The following is a 21912-nucleotide window of genomic DNA, read 5'->3' on the forward strand; positions in this document are numbered from 1 at the left end:
GGTTTATTTTACGGTATGCCTCAAGCAGCAGAACCGACAGGAGCTTCAATATGCTCCCGTGAATGCATGCATACTGGGTAAACCTGCCAAATTTTGTCGGCTAACCCTGCCTAAAAATCTCCTCAATGTCTCGCGAGCCATGCAACACACGAATAACATCAATTCCATCCTTGATTTCTCGGTAGAACACAACATAGTTAGCAATGGGAAAACTTCGTAATCCCGGCAGCAACTCCTCGCGCCTTCTACCCATACCAGGGTTGAGTGCCAGTGTTTCTAGTTTTCCCTCAATCCGGTCTAAAAACTCATCAGCACGATCTAGGCTGTCGTCAGCGATGTAATCCCAAATATCGAGCAAGTCCAACTCGGCGAGGGGACGCTTGAGGGCGATCGCCATTACTGAGGCCGCCTCTGACGACGACGCTGCTGTGCCTTCTCTTTAACCGCCTGCATATTAAGAGGGGTTGGCTCTCCACTGTCCAGCCCTGCTTGAATGTCTTGACGCAACTCTTGCAAACGGATTTGCTGAAGCTGCTCCCGCTCCTTCAGTAAGCGCAACCCTTCACGGATCACTTCGCTGGCAGAGTAATAGAGTCCGCTGGAAACCTTCTCCTGGACGTACTGCTCTAGCTCTGGTGTCAAAGACACGTTCATGGCTTTTTCCTCCTAGCACTTGGATTTCCTATTTTCCCCTTAATAACAGAGAATAGCAACGACTGTTATTGCAGAAGGTAGTTTTATTCTCGAAAGCCATAACCAGAGTGTTGGTATCATCCCGCTGATTGGTACTGCCCCAACCGTTGCCCCTGACTTCTCATCCGGTGGCAGTCGGCTTTATCGCGATCGCTCTCGGCGAGTTCTCGACCGACGATGCAGCAATCTCTCAATGCGATTCGACCAGAGCGCTCCCTGTGGGAATCGTTTCTTTACTGACCAATGGTGAATACAATGCCCAGTTCCTGAGTTTGTGCAACCCCGCGCTCGTTGCACAGGGCTTCTGAGTTAGCAATTGTTGACTTAATTCTAAATTGGGGGGAAAACCAACGCTTCATGATAGCGTCGCGATGTAGCTCCTGAATTTTTAATAGAATCGACATCGACACGAATCAAGGTTCCATCAGGAGCCGTTCCGAGATGAGTTGTCATTTGGTTTCGCAAACGCTAGACTTGATTCCATAGCAATTATTTCCGTATCCCAAAACAGGGCGGTTCCCACTCATTGATTTGAGAGGAACCGCCCTGTTTTTTTGGGCAATTTGAGGACAACTCAACAGCGAAAACCCAGCGTCAAAAGTAGAAACACTCAGTTTTAGACTTCCATCGGGACTTAATCGCCGTTCCAATTTCTCATGCTTAATTATTGCAAAAATATGGGTAATTATTTCTCTCTTTCACAATGTTTGCTGCTATTTACGTCTCAATTTGTGCGACTTTCACCTAACTCAAGTCTTTTTTGAAGTAGAAATCAGGTAATTTCACTTGATTTTGAGTGTAGGAAGGAAAACTTTAGCTCTTCAAAGCTCTATTGAAGGATACAGACAATTATGCCCAAACCTCAAAAAATACAACGCAAAGGTAGACCCCGACAAGAACACGAGAAAAAGCCAAGCCGTAAAGGCATAAAATCAATGCGAGGTCAGCCGGAAGTCTATGACGAACTCAAAAAAGTTTCTTCCTTTAGCATTACGCCAACGGCTAAGTCCGGATTAGATCAACTTAGCCAACAATTGAATATTTCTCGAAGTGAGTTGATTGAACGTATTGGTCGAGGTCTATTAACTATCACTGAGATTCCAACAGAGGTTGATTCAAACGATGCTTTCTCTTGAACTGGAATTATTGAGCTAATCATTAAGAGCTAAATTTTTCTCGCTTCAATGCTAATCCTTAATTCTCTTACAGTCGTCCTCCTTAATAAAGGTGTAAAAATCAATGATTAGGATTTATTTAAGACCTCTGATTTATTGCATTGGGTTGAATTATTTATTAATTAATACTCGAATTTAATGGATAAAGAGGTTGATAAATAAAGGGTTTAGCTTTTATATAGCTCATTGCTTTTGTAGCTGATGAATTCTAAAACTTTTACAGCAAATGCTAGGATCTACAATAAATAATGAAAGGGAGGAAGATGGGAATACAAAATTAAGAATAACTTAGACTTTTCAATCCATGAATCAGGAGCTTTTACATAATAGCTCAACGACAAATCAAACTTTTTTGTTTACTATCAGAGGTATTTATTATGCAGGAATCTTTTACTTGTTGGTCGGCGTTCGAGATGTATGAAGAGTACATTCGAGCTAGTTATCCGGAGTCGCAAGCTGAACGAATTCTTAATGAACTTCGCTGTGCTACTCTCCGGTTTTGGATATCACAATTAGGCTTTAAAAGAACAACTTCAGGTCGAAAGATGACAAAGGCTGAAGTCGAAGCAGCTCAGGAGTTTTTAAAGACGTTAGGAGCCGAGGTTCTGCTCGCGGCTCGTCAGACGCTTCTTCTTGCCTTTGAAAGCCAAAAAGCGTCAAAATCCAGCCAAAACACTTACGGAAATCGATTTAACCAATTTTTGAGTTGGAGCGAACAACAACAGTGGTGGCCTGCTAGAGGTTCGCGACGGGCGAGAGTTCTGGAGCAATGCTGCCCAATCCTGAAAAATCCCTATGGCAATATTTCCAACACTCCCCTGACGGAGCGGAGGACAGTGCATCAGGTATACACGCTCAAGCCTCAAGACACGCCTGCCCCTTTACAACAGGAATTGGATAACTTCTACCGATATTTGACTGACCCAGAGTGCCCACTACGCGTGATTGACCCAATTGGCGAATCATCAGCATTAGAGTACATCAAGGATATACGTCTAATGCTGGGTTGGTTTTGTTACAAGCACACACCGCCAATTGCGTTAGAGCTACTGCGTTTGTCACACTTGATTCCTGTAGTTAGGCAAGAGGACTTAGAACCTCTCAATAATAGAGAACAGGCAAAACTGTGGAAAAAGCATAAGCAAGCCTTGGAGGCTTGGCTGTGCAGTTATTTCTGCTTCTTGAGAAAAGACCTCCACTCGAAAAGTCCTTCTACCAAACGCAATAAGTTAGGGGCGCTTTTAGCACTGGCCAAGTTTCTCTACAGCAGTGAGGTGGAGGAAGAGGCGGATTACCCACAGATTCCTTTGTTCAAAACGCTCAATAACCACTTAGCGACAGCGAGAAAGGATATCAGCGAATGGGTCAACAATCGGCAGTCGGTTTCAGATTTTGAGAAGAAGTGGCCGGATACGGTAGAGGACGAGACAGCGCTTGAGGTTGTGAGAACCCAAATTGTTGAACCGTTGCGTCTGGAGTGCCGACCCAGAAACAGCCGAGGTCACTTTCGGGGAGGCTTTGTGATTGCCAAAAGCTATCAGCAGTACTTCAAGTGGGCGCTGCTTGCCGACTTACCTGCAAGGCGACAACAAGAATACCGCTCGTTAAGAATAGCGCTGAGTTGTCCTGTCAAGCGCCCAGAAGGAGTTCCGCCTGACGGCTTGTACCATCCCCTACCGCCTGCCTCTGTGCGTGAAAAACATTGGGATGGCACAATCAAGGACAATTATCTTCACTTCACCTATGTCCACGAGAAGAAGCACTATCCTCAAGGGGTCTGGGTGCTGGACATTCAGCAGTACAAAACCCGCTCTACTCACGCTGCTCAATCGATAGTCATTCCTAACCGCCACTTTAGCGATGGGAGTTGTTTCTATGATTACTTAGAAGGCTATTTGTACGGTAGTTGGCTCAGTGGGATTTACAAAAATCGACAGGTCTATGATTGGTGGCAGCCAGAGTTAAGGGGGCAGCGGGGACGCTGGGTGACAAGTGGACGAGCTGAATTCAATCCGGGGGATGCTTGCTGTCTGCCTACGGGTGGGAATTCGCCAAAGTGGTGTTGGGGCTATGTGTTTGTCCTGCCCAAAACTGGCTTCAAGGCCGATGGTCCGGGGTTTGGTGGCTCGTTTGAAACGACTTCTCATCGAAAAATTGGTAAGCGGATTTCGCCCCATACGATGCGGTATATCTGGGCGACTTGGGCGTATCAAGTCCAACTCAATGATGCCCAAACTCGGTCGTTAGCTTATGCGATGGGACATAAGGTGGAGACGTTACGGGGAATGTACGAGCGCTGTACCCCCGAGGAGAAGCGCCGACCCATTGAGGAGGCGATTGAGCAACTGTTGTTTGAGCAACCACTATCGCCTAAGTTGAAGGTGGAAGCGAACTCCGAGTGGGAAATTTTGCTTCAACAGTTGCAGAAGTTAAGTCCTGCTGAACGAGAGCGGCTCATGGCTGCGCTTGCTAGGTAGTTGGCTCACTAGGTTTGACTAAGGGGGGATGTCTTAAGGAGAGAACCACGCTGCAAGGTATCCGCGACGCTTATTCTGCGCGGTTCGGGCTAGCGACGGGCGGAAGTTGTGACGTTGGAACTCTTTGACCTTAAAGGGGTAAAGGTAGCGGTCTGCCACCCCTAGTGACCCATCTATCAATCCTAGGATTGATAGTCTACCACCAATAGGCGCTAGCGCTGCTATTATCAGGGATTTTTATGAAAAACGGCTCAAAGGCTTATGCGGTCGTCAGAACTAGGCGGGTCGGATTAATAATGTCATTTGACCGTGTAAGCGAGAAGCTATGAAAATCAACCGTTACGGGCAAGCAGAGATCCTCACCCCTGAACAAGTATCATCTCTATTTACCGAAGGCTTTGTCAATCCAAGAGATAAAGCGTTGTTTGGGGTGTGTCTCTATTGTGCTTGTCGGATTAACGAAGCCTGTATCTTGGAACGGGGAGACGTGTTCGGGGGCTATGGCGTGCGCTCGAAACTGGTCATCCGTAAGGTGAATACGAAAGGGAAGCAGGGAACCCGCGAAATCCGGGTGCATCCTCAACTGAGACAGTACCTGGAAGAGTACGATTCCACCCTCAAGAAAAAACGCACCTATCTCTTCCCAGGACGGCACGGGTTAGGTCATATTCAAACGGCTAGCGCCGACCGGATTTTAAGAGAAATCTGCCATCGCCTGGGTTTTGAAGGGGTTTCCACCCATAGCTTCCGGCGAACGGCGCTGACTCAAATGTCAAACAGTGGCATTCCGTTAAAGCATATCCAGAACATATCGGGTCATAAAACTTTGGCTTCTTTGGAGCGTTACCTTGGGGTGACTGAACAGCAGCTCGAAGATGCGATCGTTACTCTGGTTTTTTAGAGGGGTTGGAAGTGAGATTTTGATCCGAGGTGTGGGTTCGGCATCCAGTGAAATGTGAGAAGGATCTCGGCGCGATCGCTTCCTCCTCTCAATTAATCGTGGCGATCATCTGTAGATTCATAAAATCTTCATATTTAGAATAAAAATTTCTACTGAAAAGTTTCTTAATAGAAAAAAATCAGCGAATTGCCAGAGCTAAAGCTGAATTATTAATAGGACATTGCATTAATAGGTTGTAGAAATAAATAATCTTAAGCTCAAGCTCCGCAAGTAAACTCATTGAATAAATATTGATAAAATTCTGAACAGATAAAAATGTACTTACTCAAGGAAAAATCAGATTTAAAGAACAGATAAAGCTTCCGTATAAACATTGTTTTTGACGATCAAAAAGCTTATCATGAACTCACTTTAGTCTGAAAGGGTGATTAAGGAGAGAGGGCTATCTAAAAATATTGTCCGCCTCATGATTCTATCAATTGCTAGCTGGAAATGCCAAGCTCTAGGAATTGGAGAAATAATGAGAAACAGAAAAGTTATCAGCCGAATAACTGTTGCTGCTGTCACTTTTTTTAGGAGTCACAATTCAGAATACGGATCAGTGCTTCTCCTGTAGAAGCTAGATACGTAAATTAGAAGCACTCTAGAATCCAATGTATTTTTTAGCTTGTTATCTCTAGGACTAGTGGTTTGTGGACTGGCTGCTCAAAGAAAATTATTAAGGATTAGCGCCTGTAAACGATTAGTTTAGAAGGCGATCGCTCTCTAACAATTTCCCTCTCTGACACACGGGTAAAGCTGTGTTGGGATGAACTCCTTGGACTCTAAGCAACTGAATTACTAAAAATAAATATTTGTTTTGGTAAGGATTTGCAAGTGGGATCGCGTCTCCAGACTGACGATGAAACGTTTGTTGACATCGACAGAATCGAACTACATAAAGGTAAAACCACTGTTTACAACTTCGAGGTTGAAGGGTTCCACACTAACATTGTCTCTCTCGTAATCCTCCAATTAATTTTTCCCAAGAAACTCAAACTATGCCCTCACTTAACAGTCCCGATCAAACCTTAGTTTTTATCGATGCTAGCGTTAACAACTACCACACTTTAGTGCAAGGCGTGAAAGACGGTGCGGAAGTCTTTGTCATTGACCCTAGCCGCGATGGGATTGAACAAATCACCCAAGTTTTACAACAGCGTTGGAATGTCAGTGCCGTCCATGTCATTTCCCACGGTGCGCCGGGATGTTTGTATCTAGGCAACAGCCAACTGAGTTTGAATACCCTCAACCGCTACGCCAGTCAAATGCAACATTGGTTTGAGCAGTCAGCTCAAAGCGAAATGTATCTCTACGGCTGTAACGTTGCTGCCACAGCAGTTGGCAAAGACTTTATTAGTTTCTTAGCGGAGTTAACCGGAGCTAAAATTGCTGCCAGTTGCACGCTAACCGGGAATTCTGCTCTAGGAGGTAACTGGAAACTAGAAGTCACTACAGAAGAAATGACCAGCCTCCCTGCGTTCTCAGTAGCTACTCTAGAAAACTATGCTGGGGTACTGGCAGCAGGCGATCTAGATATAACCTTCGGTATAGGGGGCAAGGTTATTACTGATTTCGGCACCAATAGTACCGACTTTGGTTATAGCATGACCACCGATAGCAGCGGTCGGATCTTGGTGGCGGGGTATACAACTGCTGGCGGCAGCGAGAACTTTGCTCTCACCCGTTACGCTGCCAACGGAAGTCTCGACACCAGTTTTGGTACAGGTGGCAAAGTCATTACCGATTTCGGCACCAATAGTATCGACTCTGGTCGGAGCGTGATCACCGATAGCAGCGGTCGGATCTTGGTGGCAGGGATTACAGATGCTGGTGGCAGCATTAACTTTGCTCTCACCCGTTACGCTGCCAACGGAAGTCTCGACACCAGTTTTGGTACAGGTGGCAAAGTCATTACCAATTTCGGCGCCAATAGTAACGACTATGGTTGGAGCGTGACCACCGATAGCAGCGGTCGGATCTTGGTGGCGGGGTTTACAGATGCTGGTGGCAGTGAGAACTTTGCTCTCACCCGTTACGCTGCCGACGGAAGTCTCGACACCAGTTTTGGTACAGGTGGCAAAGTCATTACCGATTTCGGCACCAATAGTTACGACCTTGGTTATAGCATGACCACCGATAGCAGCGGTCGGATCTTGGTGGCGGGGTATACAACTGCTGGCGGCAGCGAGAACTTTGCTCTCACCCGTTACGCTGCCGACGGAAGTCTCGACACCAGTTTTGGTACAGGTGGCAAAGTCATTACCGATTTCGGCACCAATAGTTACGACCTTGGTTATAGCATGACCACCGATAGCAGCGGTCGGATCTTGGTGGCGGGGTATACAACTGCTGGCGGCAGCGAGAACTTTGCTCTCACCCGTTACGCTGCCGACGGAAGTCTCGACACCAGTTTTGGTACAGGTGGCAAAGTCATTACCGATTTCGGCACCAATAGTTACGACCTTGGTTATAGCATGACCACCGATAGCAGCGGTCGGATCTTGGTGGTGGGGTATACAGATGCTGCTGGTGGCAGTTTTGACTTTGCTCTCACCCGTTACGCTGCCAACGGCAGTCTCGACACCAGTTTTGGTACAGGTGGCAAAGTCATTACCGATTTCAGCACCAATAACGACGTTGGTCTGAACGTGACCACCGATAGCAGCGGTCGGATCTTGGTGGTGGGGTATACAGATGCTGGTGAGAGCAATGACTTTGCTCTCGTTCGCTACAATGCCAACGGCAGTCTCGATACAACCTTCGGTACAGGGGGCAAAGTCATTACCGATATCGGCACCAATAGTAACGACAATGGTTATAGCGTGATCGTCGATAGCAGCGGTGGGATTTTGGTGGCGGGGTATACAGAGGCTGGTGGCAGCGATAACTTTGCTCTCGTTCGCTACGAAAGCACTAGTAACGCCGCCTCCATTCTCACCAACCTCAACGACGTTACCTTTGCAGAAAATACTGTCGCTACTCCACAGATTATTGATAGCGATGTCTCCCTGACCGACGACTCCGCCAACTTCAACAACGGCACCCTCACCATCAGCTACAGCGCAGGCGGCAGCAGCGAAGATAATATCGGCATCCCCAACCAAGGTAGCGGCACCGGACAATTTCGAGTGGTTGCAGGCTCGATGGAGGTGCAATATGGAGGAGTCACCATTGGCATACTTAGCGACAACGGTTTAACCGGAAACAATCTCGTCGTCACCTTCAACAACAATGCCACCCCGGATATTGTTGATGCTTTAATCCAATCCCTCACTTACCAAAACACCTCAGATACCCCAGCAGCAACTCGCACGATTTCAATTACCGTTAGTGACGGCGCAGGCGGCACCAGTACCGCACAAACTTCTATCATCACCGTCACGGCGGAAAACGATATTCCTACCTTAGCCACAGCCGCAACCGGAACTTTACCCTATACCGAAGGCGATGCAGCAACGCTCATCAGTCCCACAGGCTTAGGAATTACCGACCCCGACGACACCAACATCGAATCAGCCACCGTTCAAATTACCACTGGCTATGTTAACGGTGAAGACGTACTAGCCGTCACCGGACTTCCTGCTGGCATTACCTCAAGTTTTAATGGCGGAACCTTAACCCTGACAGGAACAGCTACACTTGCTGCTTATCAAGGATTTCTACAAAGCGTTAGCTATAACAATACCTCAGAGAATCCAACTGAGGGCGATCGCACTATCAGCTTTAGTGTCAATGATGGCACGGATAATAGCAGCGCCCAAACCCGCACCGTCAGTGTAACGGCAACGAACAACGCCCCTCTAGATACAACCTTCGGTACAGGGGGCAAAGTCATTACCGATATCGGCACCAATAGTATCGACGGTGGTCAGAGCGTGATCGCCGATAGCAGCGGTCGGATCTTGGTTGCGGGGTATACAAATGCTGGTGGCAGCAATGACTTTGCTCTCGTTCGCTACAATGCCAACGGCAGTCTCGATACCAGTTTTGGTACAGGGGGCAAAGTCATTACCGATATCGGCACCAATAGTAGCGACTTTGGTGTGAGCGTAACCGCCGATAGCAGCGGTCGGATCTTGGTGGTGGGGTCTACAACTGCTGGTGGCAGCGAGAACTTTGCTCTCACCCGTTACGCTGCCAACGGCAGTCTCGACACCAGTTTTGGTACAGGTGGCAAAGTCGTTACCGATCTCGGCACCAATAGTAGCGACTATGGTCGGAGCGTGACCACCGATAGCAGCGGTGGGATCTTGGTTGCGGGGACTACAACTGCTGGTGGCAGCTATAACTTTGCTCTCACCCGTTACGCTGCCAACGGAAGTCTCGATACCAGTTTTGGTACAGATGGCAAAGTCATTACCGATCTCGGCATTAATAGTAACGACATTGGTCAGAGCATGACCATTGATAGCAGCGGTGGGATTTTGGTTGCGGGGTATATAACTGCTAACGAGAACTTTGCTCTCGTTCGCTACAATGCCAACGGCAGTCTCGATACCAGTTTTGGTACAGGGGGCAAAGTCATTACCGATCTCGGCACCAATAGTTTGGATATTGGTCAGAGCATGACCATTGATAGCAGCGGTGGGATCTTGGTTGCGGGGTTTACAACTGCTGGTGGCAGCTATAACTTTGCTCTCACCCGTTACGCTGCCAACGGCAGTCTCGATACCAGTTTTGGTACAGGTGGCAAAGTCATTACCGATCTCGGCACCAATAGTTACGACTATGGTCATAGCATAACCACCGATAGCAGCGGTGGGATCTTGGTTGCGGGGATTACAACTGCTGGTGGCAGCGATGACTTTGCTCTAGTTCGCTACAATGCCAACGGCAGTCTCGATACCAGTTTTGGTACAGGTGGCAAAGTCATTACCGATATCGGCACCAATAGTCTCGACTTTAGTTATAGCGTAACCACCGATAGCAGCGGTGGGATCTTGGTTGCGGGGTATACATTTACTGATGCTAATGGCAACCGTGACTTTGTTCTCGTTCGCTACAAAAGCACTAGTAACGCTGCCCCCGTCCTCACAGCTAGCGGCACGCTCAACTACACTGAAAACAACCCCGATACCTCCCTTAATGCCGTCACTGAGATTACTGATGCTGACGACACCGAACTGACTAGCGCCACCGTCAGTTTTCAATCCGGCTACGTTCAAGGACAAGATCTTCTCAGCTTCACCAATACAGCCACACTTACAGGAACATTTAATCCCACTACAGGCACTCTGACCCTGACAGGAAGCGATAGTTTAACCAACTACCGCACCGCCCTCAACAGCATCACCTACCGCAACACCTCTGACAATCCCAATACCAGTCCCCGCACCCTGGAATATGTCGTTAGCGACGGCACTACGACTTCCAACGTTGCCAGCAGTACGATTAACCTGGCAGCAACCAACGATGTTCCTGTTGCCAATAACGACAACTACATCACCGATGAAGATACTCCTCTAACCGTCACGGTTAGCAATGGCATTACTCGTAACGACATTGACCTCGATGAAGATAACCTCAGCGCCACTGTTGTTGCAGGTGTCACTAACGGCAACCTGAACCTGAGTCCTGACGGTTCGTTTACTTATACCCCGAACGCAGATTTCAACGGCACCGATAGCTTCACCTACCAAGTCAGTGACGGGACGACCACCTCTAACGTGGCTATCGTTAATATTGCTATTGCTAACGGCAATGACGCGCCGACGGCTGTAGCCGATAGTTACTCGACTCCAGAAGATACGCCTCTAACCATTAATGCTCCTGGCGTACTCGCCAATGACAATGACCTTGACGGTCAAACTCTAACAGCAAGACTCATAGAAGATGTGACTCAAGGAAGCTTGAGTTTCAACTCGGATGGGTCGTTCACCTATACGCCAAATGAAAACTTTAACGGCACAGATAGCTTTAGTTATCAAGTGAATGACGGTTTGGCTGACTCGAATGTGGTGACAGTTGAACTGACAATAGAAGATGCTAATGATTCTCCTGTTGTCGTAACTCCGATTGCTGATCAGAATGCGACTCAAGGCAATAGCTTTAGTCTCAATATCAGCAGCAATTTTGCTGACCCAGATGTGGGAGATAGTTTAACGTTTAGTGCAACTGGATTACCGCAAGGGTTAACGCTAGATGCCACCCGTGGAATCATTAGCGGAACGCTGGCAGGGAGTGGATTGAATGAGGTGACGGTTTCAGCGCGAGATCGGGGAGGACTGACGGTTAATGATGGGTTCGTGTTGAATGTGGCGGCAGCACCGACTCCGACTCCAACTCCAGTACCAACTCCTGTTCCGACTCCGACTCCGACTCCAACTCCTGTTCCGACTCCAACTCCAACACCGACTCCGACTCCAACTCCTGTTCCGACTCCAACTCCAACACCAACTCCTGCACCTCTGGTTGGCACGCCAGGTAATAATACCTTATCAGGCAATTCTGCCAACAATACTGTATTAGGTCTTGGCGGGAATGACTTGCTCTTTGGTAATGGAGGCAATGATACCCTCAATGGCGGTGCGGGTAATGATACCCTCAATGGCGGTACGGGATTAAATTTTCTGACAGGCGGTACAGGTGCAGACCTTTTTGGCCTGCAAGTTGGAGGAACTCAGACGATTACTGACTTTACTCCGGCTCAGGGCGATCGCCTTAATCTCACAGGCGGTCTTCAATTCTCTCAACTGAGTGCGATTTTTGACTCTGCTACTAATACAACCCGATTGGTAGTTTCCATCAATGGTCAAGAAACCCCCCTGGCTTTACTCAGAGGTAATCGCGTTTCTGACTTGACTAATCCCAATAGTTATAGAGGGATTTCTGGCGGCAGTCCAACCCCGACACCTACTCCGATCCCTTCCCCAGCACCTACCCCAAGACCCATTCCGACAATTCCCTCAACACCTAGACCGACTCCAAGGGGGCGTTTCACTCCAGGAGATGACCTAGTCACCCTGAACGATAGAGGCGAACAAGTCGAAGCTTTACAAGGTGACGATACCGTTAACGGGGGTAGCGCTCATGATTGGGTCAACGGTAATCAAGGCAAGGATTATCTGTTTGGTAATGCTGGTAATGATACTTTATTTGGCGCTAAAGATAACGATTACCTTGATGGAGGGGCTGGCGATGATTCGCTGCTAGGAAATCGCGGTCAGGATACCCTATTAGGAGGTACAGGTAACGATATCCTCATGGGTGGCGATGGCGATGATACGCTCAATGGTGACTTCGGCGGCGATACGCTAATCGGGGGTAATGGAGCAGATTTATTTGTCTTGAGAACCTCAACTGCCGCAGTTGACCTCGAAACAGCCGATCTAATTGTTGATTTTGAATTGGGTATTGACCAAATTGGGTTAACCGGAGGTATTAATCCGAATAATCTAACGCTGAGTTTAATTGACGGTAATACGGCAATTTCCCTTAACCAAAATCAGATTCTCGGCATTGTTGTCGGCGTAACTCCGGATCAGTTAATGGGCAGTTTAGTCAATGTCAATGTTGGTTTGAATTAATCTAGAAAACAATCCAAATATTGAACGGTCTTGAAAGCTTGCATCGAGCAAGCTTTTTTCATGGATGTTGCGCCTACATGTAGCGACCTGCAATGCTAAACGCTTCAGCCAGCAATCAAGACACTTATGAGCCAGGATTAAGGGTCTTGGCAACTTTTGGTGAACCCAACAAATCCCACTCTGGCTAACGTCACACGTCTGAACGCAACACTGACTTTTTCAAGCATTTTCCAAACAGAGAAAGTCTTCACATCTTGATTAAAAATCGCCGACTCAATAAGTCGATACCAGCCCGACCATACATTTGTCTTTTCAGCATCTTTAATCGATTAACATGTCCTTCAACCGGGCCATTACTCACCGAGAAAGTCACACCAGCTTTAACCGAATCATAGTCTTCACGCAAGCGGAGGGCAAATCGTCGAATCGGAGAGATTTTGCTACTAATAGCACGCTCTAACCAAGCCTCAAGATTTTGAGGGGTTCTTTGACGCACAATGTCTGTAAAATCTTGTGCAAGTTCAATCGCTTCTGATAACTCAGGCGAGCGATTTTTCAATAAACTAATAAGCTGTTGGTCATTAGCCTTTAATCGCTCGAACTTTTGCATCACTAGCCCCGCTGCTTTCCGGGGGGTTAAAGCACATCTTAAGGGTTCAACAACTTGAGGTAAAGCTTGAGTAATGATACGTTGTCCAAGCTCAACTCCGGTTGCTTGTCGTAGGCGACGAGTATAACGAGCTACCGTATCATAACTTCCTGAATAACCTTGTTTTTTGAGGTTGAAAAATAGTTCTGTCGTGTCATAGCATCTGTGATTCCACTGTTTGAGCAGAAACTCTTTGTAAGGGTCTAATTTACTTCGCCCTCGGTCGCTACGACCCTTGCGTTCGATGAATTGGGGGTGACGTAAATAGCGGAATACGGTGGCATGACCAATCCCGATTTTTTCGGCAATTGCTCTACCCGATAGACCTTGTTGGCGCAAATCCCAGACTTGTTGATGAATGAGAACTCTTCGTTCTCTGCGTTGAATAGCTTTTGACAAGTCTTTTTCAGTTTGATTCGAGGCGGGGGGTAAAGCGACGATTTCACGAGAATTGAAATTGCTAGCTGGAAACCCGGTGTGCAGTTTTTCTACAACATTTAAGGATTTTTAACTGACTACCAAAGACTTGCGCTAAGCTTTCGCCAAGGTTTTGTAAAATATGAAAACGGTCAGCCACTTGAATCGCATCTGGTGCACCTTGCAGAATTCCTTTCTCATAAGTTTTTGAGCGGTCTCGTGAAACCATCTTTACACCCGGATGTGCTTTTAACCACTCGGTTAAGGTTTCTGCTTCACGGTCTTTAAGAATGGCTATGGGTTGGCTTTTGTTCAGGTCAACTAAGATTGTGCCGTAGGTGTGACGTTTACGGAAGGCGAAGTCGTCTACTCCTAGAATTTCAGGAGTTGGAATCGGAGCTAAAGAAATTCTACGGACTAAGTTTAACAGCGTATTGCGGCTCGCTTGAACACTAAGATACTGGGTTAATCTCACTCCGGCATTCCCAGCTAGAGCTAAGCCGATGGCAGTTAATTGTTGAGTCAATCGTTGCGTTTTTCTAGCCCAGGCTGCTGCTATATCTATAATTCTTTCAGCAAATATCCGTCGCTGGCATTGGGGGTTGATACAGAAAAACTTTCGCACGCTTAAGTGTAATGTTACTTGGAAGTTAGCCCAAGCTAAATCGCTTAGTGTCCGTTGGTATTGGCTGTGAACCCGATGACTCGTTGTTAAGCAAACCGGACATCTGACCGGATTTTGTATGGAAGTAGCATTGACTGTTACGTGAGTTTGGTTTGGGTCGAACTCCCAACTGTTTAACTGTAGAATCTTTTGGCCAGGTAACAGAGTTGAAGCGATTTCTGCCAATGTCATATCCACTCCCTATCGCCCACGCTCGCTTAATTATAAGAGCGTTGAAGAATCATGCTCTGTGCTCGCTGCTAGCGATCTTGTCGAAGTGAGTTGCCTTGGCGATCGCTACTGTCAGGTCATCAAGAGTACGCTTGTCAAGTTGGGTGCCGCTGGCTCAAACTTGCCAGACATTAGCCAGAGTAGGATTTGTTGGGTTCACCAAAAGTTGCCAAGACCCATTAAGGGTCTTGGCAGCTTTTGGTGATCCTAACACCCCATACGGCTAACCCCACACTTCGTGAACGCTTAAAACACACCAGCCAGGTTGAAGTCGCTAGTCCTGCTCGATGCGGAAATCAAGAGTGTCTGTAAAGCTTTGAGGAAATCCAATCCGGCTGCACCACGCTTGACAACCGTACTCTTTATGACCTAGCAGTAGCGATCGCACCCGCTCACTAGCACTTAAAAACCCTTGAGAGATCATACCTGCAATCTGCCCCATTAACACCCGCATTAGCAGATTTTATCGAATTCTCGATTAGCCCCTCAACCCCTGATTCTGTCGTTACTTCATCGATAAGCCTGACTTAACCCTCATTTTTTCCATTTTTGCCCCTTTTTTCAAACCTGCCCCTATCAACCCTTTTGCCCCTCATTTACACTTAATCCGTCTTTCGAGTAATCTAGTGAAATTAGAGACAACTCCGCCATGAAAGTTAACGGCAACGGGCAAGGAAAAATTCTCACCTCAGCAGAATTGAGGCGATTGTTTAGCGAAGGATTACTGAGACCGCGAGATCGCGCTTTGTTTGCCATTTGCCTGTTTACGGGTTGTCGCATCTCCGAAGCACTAGCCTTGCAAACCACCGACATCAAGGCCGGCTGTCTAGTTTTCAGAAAGTCTACCACTAAAGGGAAGTTGAAAACGCGCACCGTAGATGTAACGCCAGGACTGGCTCAATTCTTAGACGAGTATCAACCCTCAAAACCCGGTCCGTTATTTCCAGGGATGCGGGGAAGGTCAGTAAGGCTTACTCGCTTTGCGGCCGATAAAATCTTACGAGAGGCTTGCCATCGGATTGGGGTTGAAGGGGTTTCAACGCACAGCTTTAGACGGACAGCACTAACGCAGATGTCGAGTGCTGGAATTCCGTTGAGGACAATACAAGAGATATCGGGTCATGGCGACTTGGGAACGTTACAGCGCTATCTGGAGGTGACACCCGAACAACGCAAACAAGCGATTTCTGTGATTGGTTTTTGAGTCAAGTTCCACATGAGCAAATCGGGGGTACTCTATTTTTAGCTTTTTACCAACATGAAATTACTCAGCGATGCGATCGCACTAGGCATTATGCCTTGTCAGGTGGGGTAGTCTATGGATTATTACCCCATTATTTTGATTCCACCTGCGATCGCAGATCCGGTTTTTTGCAGTTGGAAGCACCTCTCGTGCCATTTCGGCAATATTATCCTTCCACTAACATTGTTTTTAATCGTCTAACACTCGACTTGCTACATCGCATCGCTACCTTTACCCCTATCAGGTCATCCAGAAATTCAGATGCTGGATCAACTCCGCTAATCAGGAGATCATCTCTGGCGCGAGTACAAGCGACATATAGAAGGTGACGCTCGGTGTTGTAGACTTCCTCCAGGTCTGATTCATCGGCGATCGACTCAATCCGTTCCTGTAGAGGAATGACCTCATCATCACAAGCCATCACCACGACTACCCGAAACTCCAGTCCTTTGGCCAGGTGCATGGTACTGACTGCGATACAGCCTTCAGCAAAGCTAATTTGATCGTCTAATTCAACTGGGGTCGCACCTGCCTGGGTAATGGCGGCGATCGCCCGTTCGATTTGGGGGTGATCTCTCACAAATACGCCAATTTCTTCTGGCTGAATGCCGGATGTGAGGCGATCGGCAATCCATTCCCCGACTGCTTCAATTTCGGTTTCCGGGTTATCGTAGATTTCAATGACAGGCATCGGTCCATCAAACACTGAGACTGTCCCCCGTCGTTGTTCCAGGTTGCCATCGACATCTGCAATTTCCGTGGGAAGCAATCGATCGGCAGATGATCGGATCTGGTGAGAGGTGCGGTAGTTGATGGTTAGTGTTTGCGCTCGGCCGCGAATGTCAACCCCTAATGACTTCCAGGAGAAGGGTTGCTGGAAAATCCGCTGTCCCAAATCTCCGGTAAAAAATAGGCTATCTGGGCGTTGTTTCCCGATGGCTACCAGAAATCGTAGTTCGGCAATGCCCATATCTTGAGCTTCATCCACGATGGCAAACTCAAAGGGGGATTCTCCGGTATCAATCAGATGTTGCGTGATTCGACCAAAAAGGCTTGACCAGGTGAGGAGTTGCTGTTGGTCTAGCCAGGTGAGAAGTTGCTGAAACACTTGCCAGAATAGTTTTCGCTGCTTTTCGCCCAGGCGAGTTTTGCGGCCCAGTCGGGGAACATCGCGGTAAGCCTCCCAGGTGTCTAGTTGCCAAGCATCGACTACGTTGTTCCATTCTCCCCAGAGGAAGGACTCTGTGAAGTGTAGATCAGGGACTTGTTTAGCAATCTTGATCAGTTGCGATCGCACTTTGCTGGGGTCGGCAAGATGAGGGATACCAAAGGCGTTGGTATAAAGTTCCTGGACAACCTCTTGAATGCCACCGACTCGAATCCGGTTGATCGGGTCTGGCTCATTACTGGCTAACCGATGGAGCTTGATCCGCAGGACGTTTGCCAGGGCTGGGGAGAATGTGGTGAGCAACAGTTGCGCCGTGGGATGTTGTCGTGCGAGGAAGACGGCACGATGTAGCCCAACAATCGTTTTGCCGGTTCCGGCTGAACCTGAGATGCGAGCGGGACCGCTATAGTCTCGCTCTACCAGCGATCGTTGTCCGGGATGCAGAAATACAGTCCACTTCTCCCAGGGATATGCCAGTGCTCGCTCCAGTTCTGCCATGTTGTTCATGACCCGGAAACGACGTTGAGCATCGGGGTGATCGAAGGGATTGATGTCGCCTGGTACGGGAATGGGGCGTTGGGGTTTGCCTCCGGTTGCCAGTTCTAACAGGGCTTCAGTTGCTTCTTGAGGTAAGCGATCAGCGATATCAAACAAGGTGTCTTCTGTGGCTTGCTTGACATCCTTAAGCCACTCAGGGGGGATGCCGTAGCTCAATAGCTCGTCATCAGAGATGTCAGCAAACAGTAGGGGCTTTGGGGCGATCGCAGCCGGTTTGTGGATGGGCTGCTGGATCACCACTTCTTCAATCGTTTCGCGGATCTCAACCAGTTGGGCGGCTCCGGTTTTGGGGTGGCGTTCAATTTTGCGACGGCTTGCCCAGGTATAAGCATCATCGTGGTGAGCTACATAGCAGAGCAGCAGGCTGGTGTCAGTTCTATGGACAATCAGGCGAATGTCCATGTTGACGCTGACTGACCAGAAGTTGGGGTCTTTGGCGCGATCGAGTTTATGGAACCGCATCCCTGGGTTGGCTGGGTTAAGTTGCAGATCGAAGGCAGTGGTTTTGACTGCTTTCTGTTCCTGCCCAGTGAGTTTAACTAGGCTATCGGTGAAGGTGTCAGCAATGCGGAATTCCATAAAATCTTTCTAACGACCACATCAGACCAATGAATCAAACTAATCAAAAAGAGTGCTTTACTGAGAAATCGCCATCAAATGAATTTACTTTCACATGAATACTTTTTACGTCTTGCTTTAATTTTCCAAACTCACAAATAGGAACCTCATTCCTTCCTTCTCTAATTTTGAAAGCATAGGATGCTATTTCCTTATCGTTTGCGTCTTTCAACACCAGAGAAGCATAAACATTGGATACTCTGATGAGATCTGTAGCATCTGCAAATTGGCTTTGAAGATAAGATTTTATGATAGGTATTTCTTTCAAACCTTTATTCATTCGAAAATCTACTAAAGCGTATCCATTTACATCCTTCAAATCGGTCAAATTTAGATCGCTGCCAGTCTCAATAGTCCCTCCTGTTTTTGCAGAGAAATAAATTTTCATTTTTTTGAAACTGGCAGCCTCAGAGATATCCGTAGAACTGACAGGTATAGAAATTTTCTCAACTAGTATGTTCTTAAGATTGTTAGCAAGTTTTGCATTAGAGCATGGTGCAGCCAGCGCATAATTTGGAATTGATAGCAGAATGACTAGAACAATGCTGATGACTACCAAGGTTTTCAGGATGATCCTGTAACTTACATATCTTGTAAAGCCTTGTATAAAGGAGGGGTTAGACAAAGTTGACGAATACAGTTGTTGCATGGCTCTATTCCTTAACTTCTTGCTGCGAAGTTATTACAATTTTTCTACTAGGTTCATTAATCCACGCTGAATACCTTCATTACTTCGTCACCCAGGTGGTTAATTACCTTGACGGCAATGCGACCAGATTTGGGTTTGTTGAAGGGGCGCGAGGTGTCACTGTTTAGAGTTCCCCAGACTTCCGCGTCGATCTCAGCTTTGAGGGTTGTTTTGAGGGCTTTGTAAGGGTCATTGGCTCCGAGGAAGTAGGCGTGACGGACGAAGAAGCTTTCTTCGTTGTAATCGGTGTCGATGAACCAGCAGGCAATTTCGTCGGCGTTACTGGATCTGACCTCACCGGATTGGGGGTGGAAGACATCGACTCCGTGGATCTTCACCTGAATCTGCCCATCTTCTACCTCTATGATGTCAATATCGGGTTCTCCAAAGATGACAAACAGGTTGCCTACTCCAGTATTTTTCAACGTATCTGCCATGTGGAGATCGGCATTCATCCGGGCTTTGAGGACCGGAAGGCGACCTAGCTTGGTGAGTTCGGCACAGTGGGCCTCGTAGTTGAAGGCACAGGCAATCAGCACATCGAAACCCGCATCCCCCGCTTCCCGTGCAGCGGCTACCAAATCCGGGCGAGACACGGTGCCAAACTCTGGACCAATGAAAATGCCTGCCCGTTTCTCTTTCTCACTTTCCCCTTCCACATAGCGACCTTCAGCGCAGATGAAGTCACCGGGCCAGCCAACGATCGTGGTGAAGTTGATTTTGTCTTCTTTGTGCGCCTGCTGGACTCCAGAGGTTTTGAGGTTTTCTATGATGACATTGGCAAAGTCGGTAGCATCGGTGGTGGATTCAGGGGTGACTGGCTGGCTAGGGTCTACCAGTTCATCTTGCTCATTAACCACCAATACCCGATGGGGCGAGAGACTCTCGACAGTGAAGGGACCTGCGACCCGGACAATCGATTTGTCTTCATAGGGTTTGTCGTAGAGGTATTCCTGGTCAGCTTTAGCAGCAATGGACGCATCAATTTCTTTTTGCCGAGCAATGCGGTATTTCCACCAATCGCTATGGGCTTTCTGGGCTTCGCTTGACCAATTTGGATCGGCTTCACGGGGAACTTCCCATTCTTCCCAGGCTTTACGTAGTGCAGTATTAAGTTCTGCCCGGAGCGAGTCCAGTTTTTCCTGGAATTTGTCCAAAATCACGTCAATTTCAACATTGTAAGCAATGGACTTCAAATTGACGTATGATGCTCGCTCATAGACAAATCCCTGCCGAATGTTACTGTAAGTTGGGACTGTAGAGGGGGCAGTACGAGTGATTTCAGCTTCCTTTTGCTGTCCTATAGGAGAATCTGCTAGCAGGTAATAGGGATAGCGAGCACCCATGATACGAGTACGGGCAAGAGCAAGAGCAACGCGAGATGTGTCAATCGTGATCCAGCGTCTCCCCCATTGTTCGGCAACATACGCGGTAGTACCAGCTCCACATGTGGGATCTAAAACAAGATCGCCAGGATCAGTGGACATTAGAAGACAACGTTGAACAACACTAGTAGATGTTTGAACAACGTACACTTTTGGGTCATTCCTACTTTGAATCCCACCTCCAACATCATCCCAAAGATTTGTGAGTCCCAGACATCCAAAGTCGTCAAAAAACTTTTTGAAGCGAATAGTTTTTCCCGCTTTAATAACCCTTCCTGATGGAATTAGACGCTTTTCAATATTTTCTGCGGAAGTTCGCCAATGTCCTGCTGTTGGTTTATAAAAACTTCCTTCAAAAAATACTTCTCGTGTTGTGTTATCGGAACCACCACCTCTTGATGTTAAACCTTGATCGGTAAAAAATCTCCAACTTGGGTCATTATCTAGTGAGGTTTCGTTTTCTGAGATTCTAATAACTTGACCAATATTTATATTTTCTGCAAAGTTGTAACGAGTAGCGCCTTTATCTCCCCGTTCTAAAACTTTGTACAAATTTCTAAACTTGATGGTATCATTATTCTTCGCATACCACAAAATATAATCACAGGTAGTATCTAAGGTTCCAGAACCAGCACTTTGAGTTGTTTTATAACTGATGAGACTAACATGATTTTTATCTCCAAAAACCTCGTCCATCAATGCTCTAACTCGATGAATATTCTCATCCCCGATTTGCACAAAAATCGATCCACTATCGGTTAACAAATCCCTCGCCACACTCAACCGATCGCGCAGATAAGTCAAATACGAATGAATCCCATCTCGCCAGGTATCCCGAAACGCCTTCACCTGCTCCGGTTCACGGGTAATGTGGTCTTTATTGCCATCCTTCACATCGCGGCTGGTGGTTGACCACTGAAAGTTGGAATTGAATTTAATCCCATAGGGCGGGTCAATGTAAATGCACTGCACCTGACCCCGCAACCCTTCTCGCTCTGCCAGAGATGCCATCACCTGAAGGCTATCGCCCAGGATCATCCGGTTTGTCCAATTGGAGTCATGCTGGTAGAAATCTGTTCCCGTTGCGTCCTGCGGTAAGCCATTGAAATCTGAAAACAGATCAAGCTGGATATCCTCAGTCGATTCTGTCCGCTCCTGACTGCGCTGCAATAGGTCATCGATCAAAACCTTGGGATGTACCTTCTCCTGAATGTAGAGTGGTGGCGCACTCACCACCAGGTCTGACCAATCCTGTTCATCCTTCCCCCGCCAAACTAACTGCGGGTCGAGGTCTCGGTTGCGGCGTTCATACGCCACCTGGATCGGGCTTTTCTCCTCCTCTGCCATCACCGACTGGTACTCAGCCGTCGGAATATTCTTGCGCTTTGCCTCCTCATGCTTGAGGGATTCAACACTTTTGTTTTTAGAAGATTTTGGTGGCATGGGAGTAGGGAATGGGGAAAATGGTAGGGGAATG

Annotated in this window: 13 protein-coding genes; 6 read left to right on the plus strand and 7 right to left on the minus strand. The window is 47.5% G+C overall.

Annotation, left to right across the window (positions count from 1 at the left end):
- Positions 1 to 100: 100 nt before the first annotated feature.
- Positions 101 to 397: a type II toxin-antitoxin system RelE/ParE family toxin gene (locus tag NDA02_RS24040; RefSeq protein ID WP_348256066.1), complete on the minus strand. Its 297-nt coding sequence runs from the start codon at positions 395 to 397 to the stop codon at positions 101 to 103.
- Complete coding sequence (locus tag NDA02_RS24045) at positions 397 to 654, minus strand: type II toxin-antitoxin system ParD family antitoxin (RefSeq protein ID WP_348256067.1); 258 nt, start codon at positions 652 to 654, stop codon at positions 397 to 399. The genes NDA02_RS24040 and NDA02_RS24045 overlap by 1 nt, the downstream gene beginning before the upstream one ends.
- Positions 655 to 800: 146 nt before the next feature.
- Here NDA02_RS24045 and NDA02_RS24050 point away from each other — a divergent pair, with 146 nt between their 5' ends.
- The 5 genes from NDA02_RS24050 (at position 801) to NDA02_RS24070 (ending at position 12814) form a co-directional block, all read left to right on the plus strand.
- Positions 801 to 1001, plus strand: coding sequence for a hypothetical protein (locus NDA02_RS24050; protein WP_348256068.1), 201 nt, complete (start codon positions 801 to 803; stop codon positions 999 to 1001).
- Between the two features lie 543 nt (positions 1002 to 1544).
- Entirely contained in the window at positions 1545 to 1829 is a 285-nt protein-coding gene (locus NDA02_RS24055; protein ID WP_348256069.1) for a hypothetical protein, read from the plus strand.
- Between the two features lie 584 nt (positions 1830 to 2413).
- Complete coding sequence (locus tag NDA02_RS24060; RefSeq protein WP_348256070.1) at positions 2414 to 4345, plus strand: hypothetical protein; 1932 nt, start codon at positions 2414 to 2416, stop codon at positions 4343 to 4345.
- 325 nt (positions 4346 to 4670) lie between these two features.
- On the plus strand, positions 4671 to 5246 hold the full coding sequence (locus NDA02_RS24065) for a site-specific integrase (RefSeq protein WP_348256071.1): 576 nt from the start codon (positions 4671 to 4673) through the stop codon (positions 5244 to 5246).
- 1040 nt (positions 5247 to 6286) lie between these two features.
- Complete coding sequence (locus tag NDA02_RS24070) at positions 6287 to 12814, plus strand: DUF4347 domain-containing protein (RefSeq protein WP_348256072.1); 6528 nt, start codon at positions 6287 to 6289, stop codon at positions 12812 to 12814.
- Positions 12815 to 13061: 247 nt separating this feature from the next.
- On the opposite strand, the gene NDA02_RS24075 is transcribed toward NDA02_RS24070, so the two are convergent.
- Positions 13062 to 13862, minus strand: a complete 801-nt coding sequence (locus tag NDA02_RS24075; protein ID WP_348256073.1) for a transposase — start codon at positions 13860 to 13862, stop codon at positions 13062 to 13064.
- Positions 13863 to 13923: 61 nt separating this feature from the next.
- Positions 13924 to 14736, minus strand: a complete 813-nt coding sequence (locus NDA02_RS24080; protein WP_348256074.1) for an ISL3 family transposase — start codon at positions 14734 to 14736, stop codon at positions 13924 to 13926.
- A gap of 688 nt (positions 14737 to 15424) precedes the next feature.
- Here NDA02_RS24080 and NDA02_RS24085 point away from each other — a divergent pair.
- Positions 15425 to 15979 (plus strand): site-specific integrase, encoded by a 555-nt coding sequence (locus NDA02_RS24085; protein WP_348256075.1) that lies wholly within the window; start codon positions 15425 to 15427, stop codon positions 15977 to 15979.
- Between the two features lie 205 nt (positions 15980 to 16184).
- Here NDA02_RS24085 and NDA02_RS24090 read toward each other — a convergent pair whose 3' ends face one another.
- From NDA02_RS24090 to NDA02_RS24100, 3 genes are read right to left on the minus strand one after another with little or no spacing between them, the layout of a single operon-like run.
- Positions 16185 to 18323 (minus strand): 3'-5' exonuclease, encoded by a 2139-nt coding sequence (locus tag NDA02_RS24090; protein WP_348256076.1) that lies wholly within the window; start codon positions 18321 to 18323, stop codon positions 16185 to 16187.
- A gap of 43 nt (positions 18324 to 18366) precedes the next feature.
- On the minus strand, positions 18367 to 19011 hold the full coding sequence (locus tag NDA02_RS24095; protein ID WP_348256077.1) for a hypothetical protein: 645 nt from the start codon (positions 19009 to 19011) through the stop codon (positions 18367 to 18369).
- Between the two features lie 56 nt (positions 19012 to 19067).
- Positions 19068 to 21878 carry a site-specific DNA-methyltransferase gene (locus tag NDA02_RS24100; RefSeq protein ID WP_348256078.1) on the minus strand — a complete coding sequence of 937 codons (2811 nt, stop codon included), beginning with the start codon at positions 21876 to 21878 and terminating at the stop codon, positions 19068 to 19070.
- Positions 21879 to 21912: the final 34 nt, after the last annotated feature.

Origin of the sequence: Leptolyngbya sp. ST-U4 (genome assembly GCF_039962215.1) — a bacterium.
Classification (GTDB): domain Bacteria; phylum Cyanobacteriota; class Cyanobacteriia; order Elainellales; family Elainellaceae; genus Leptolyngbya_A.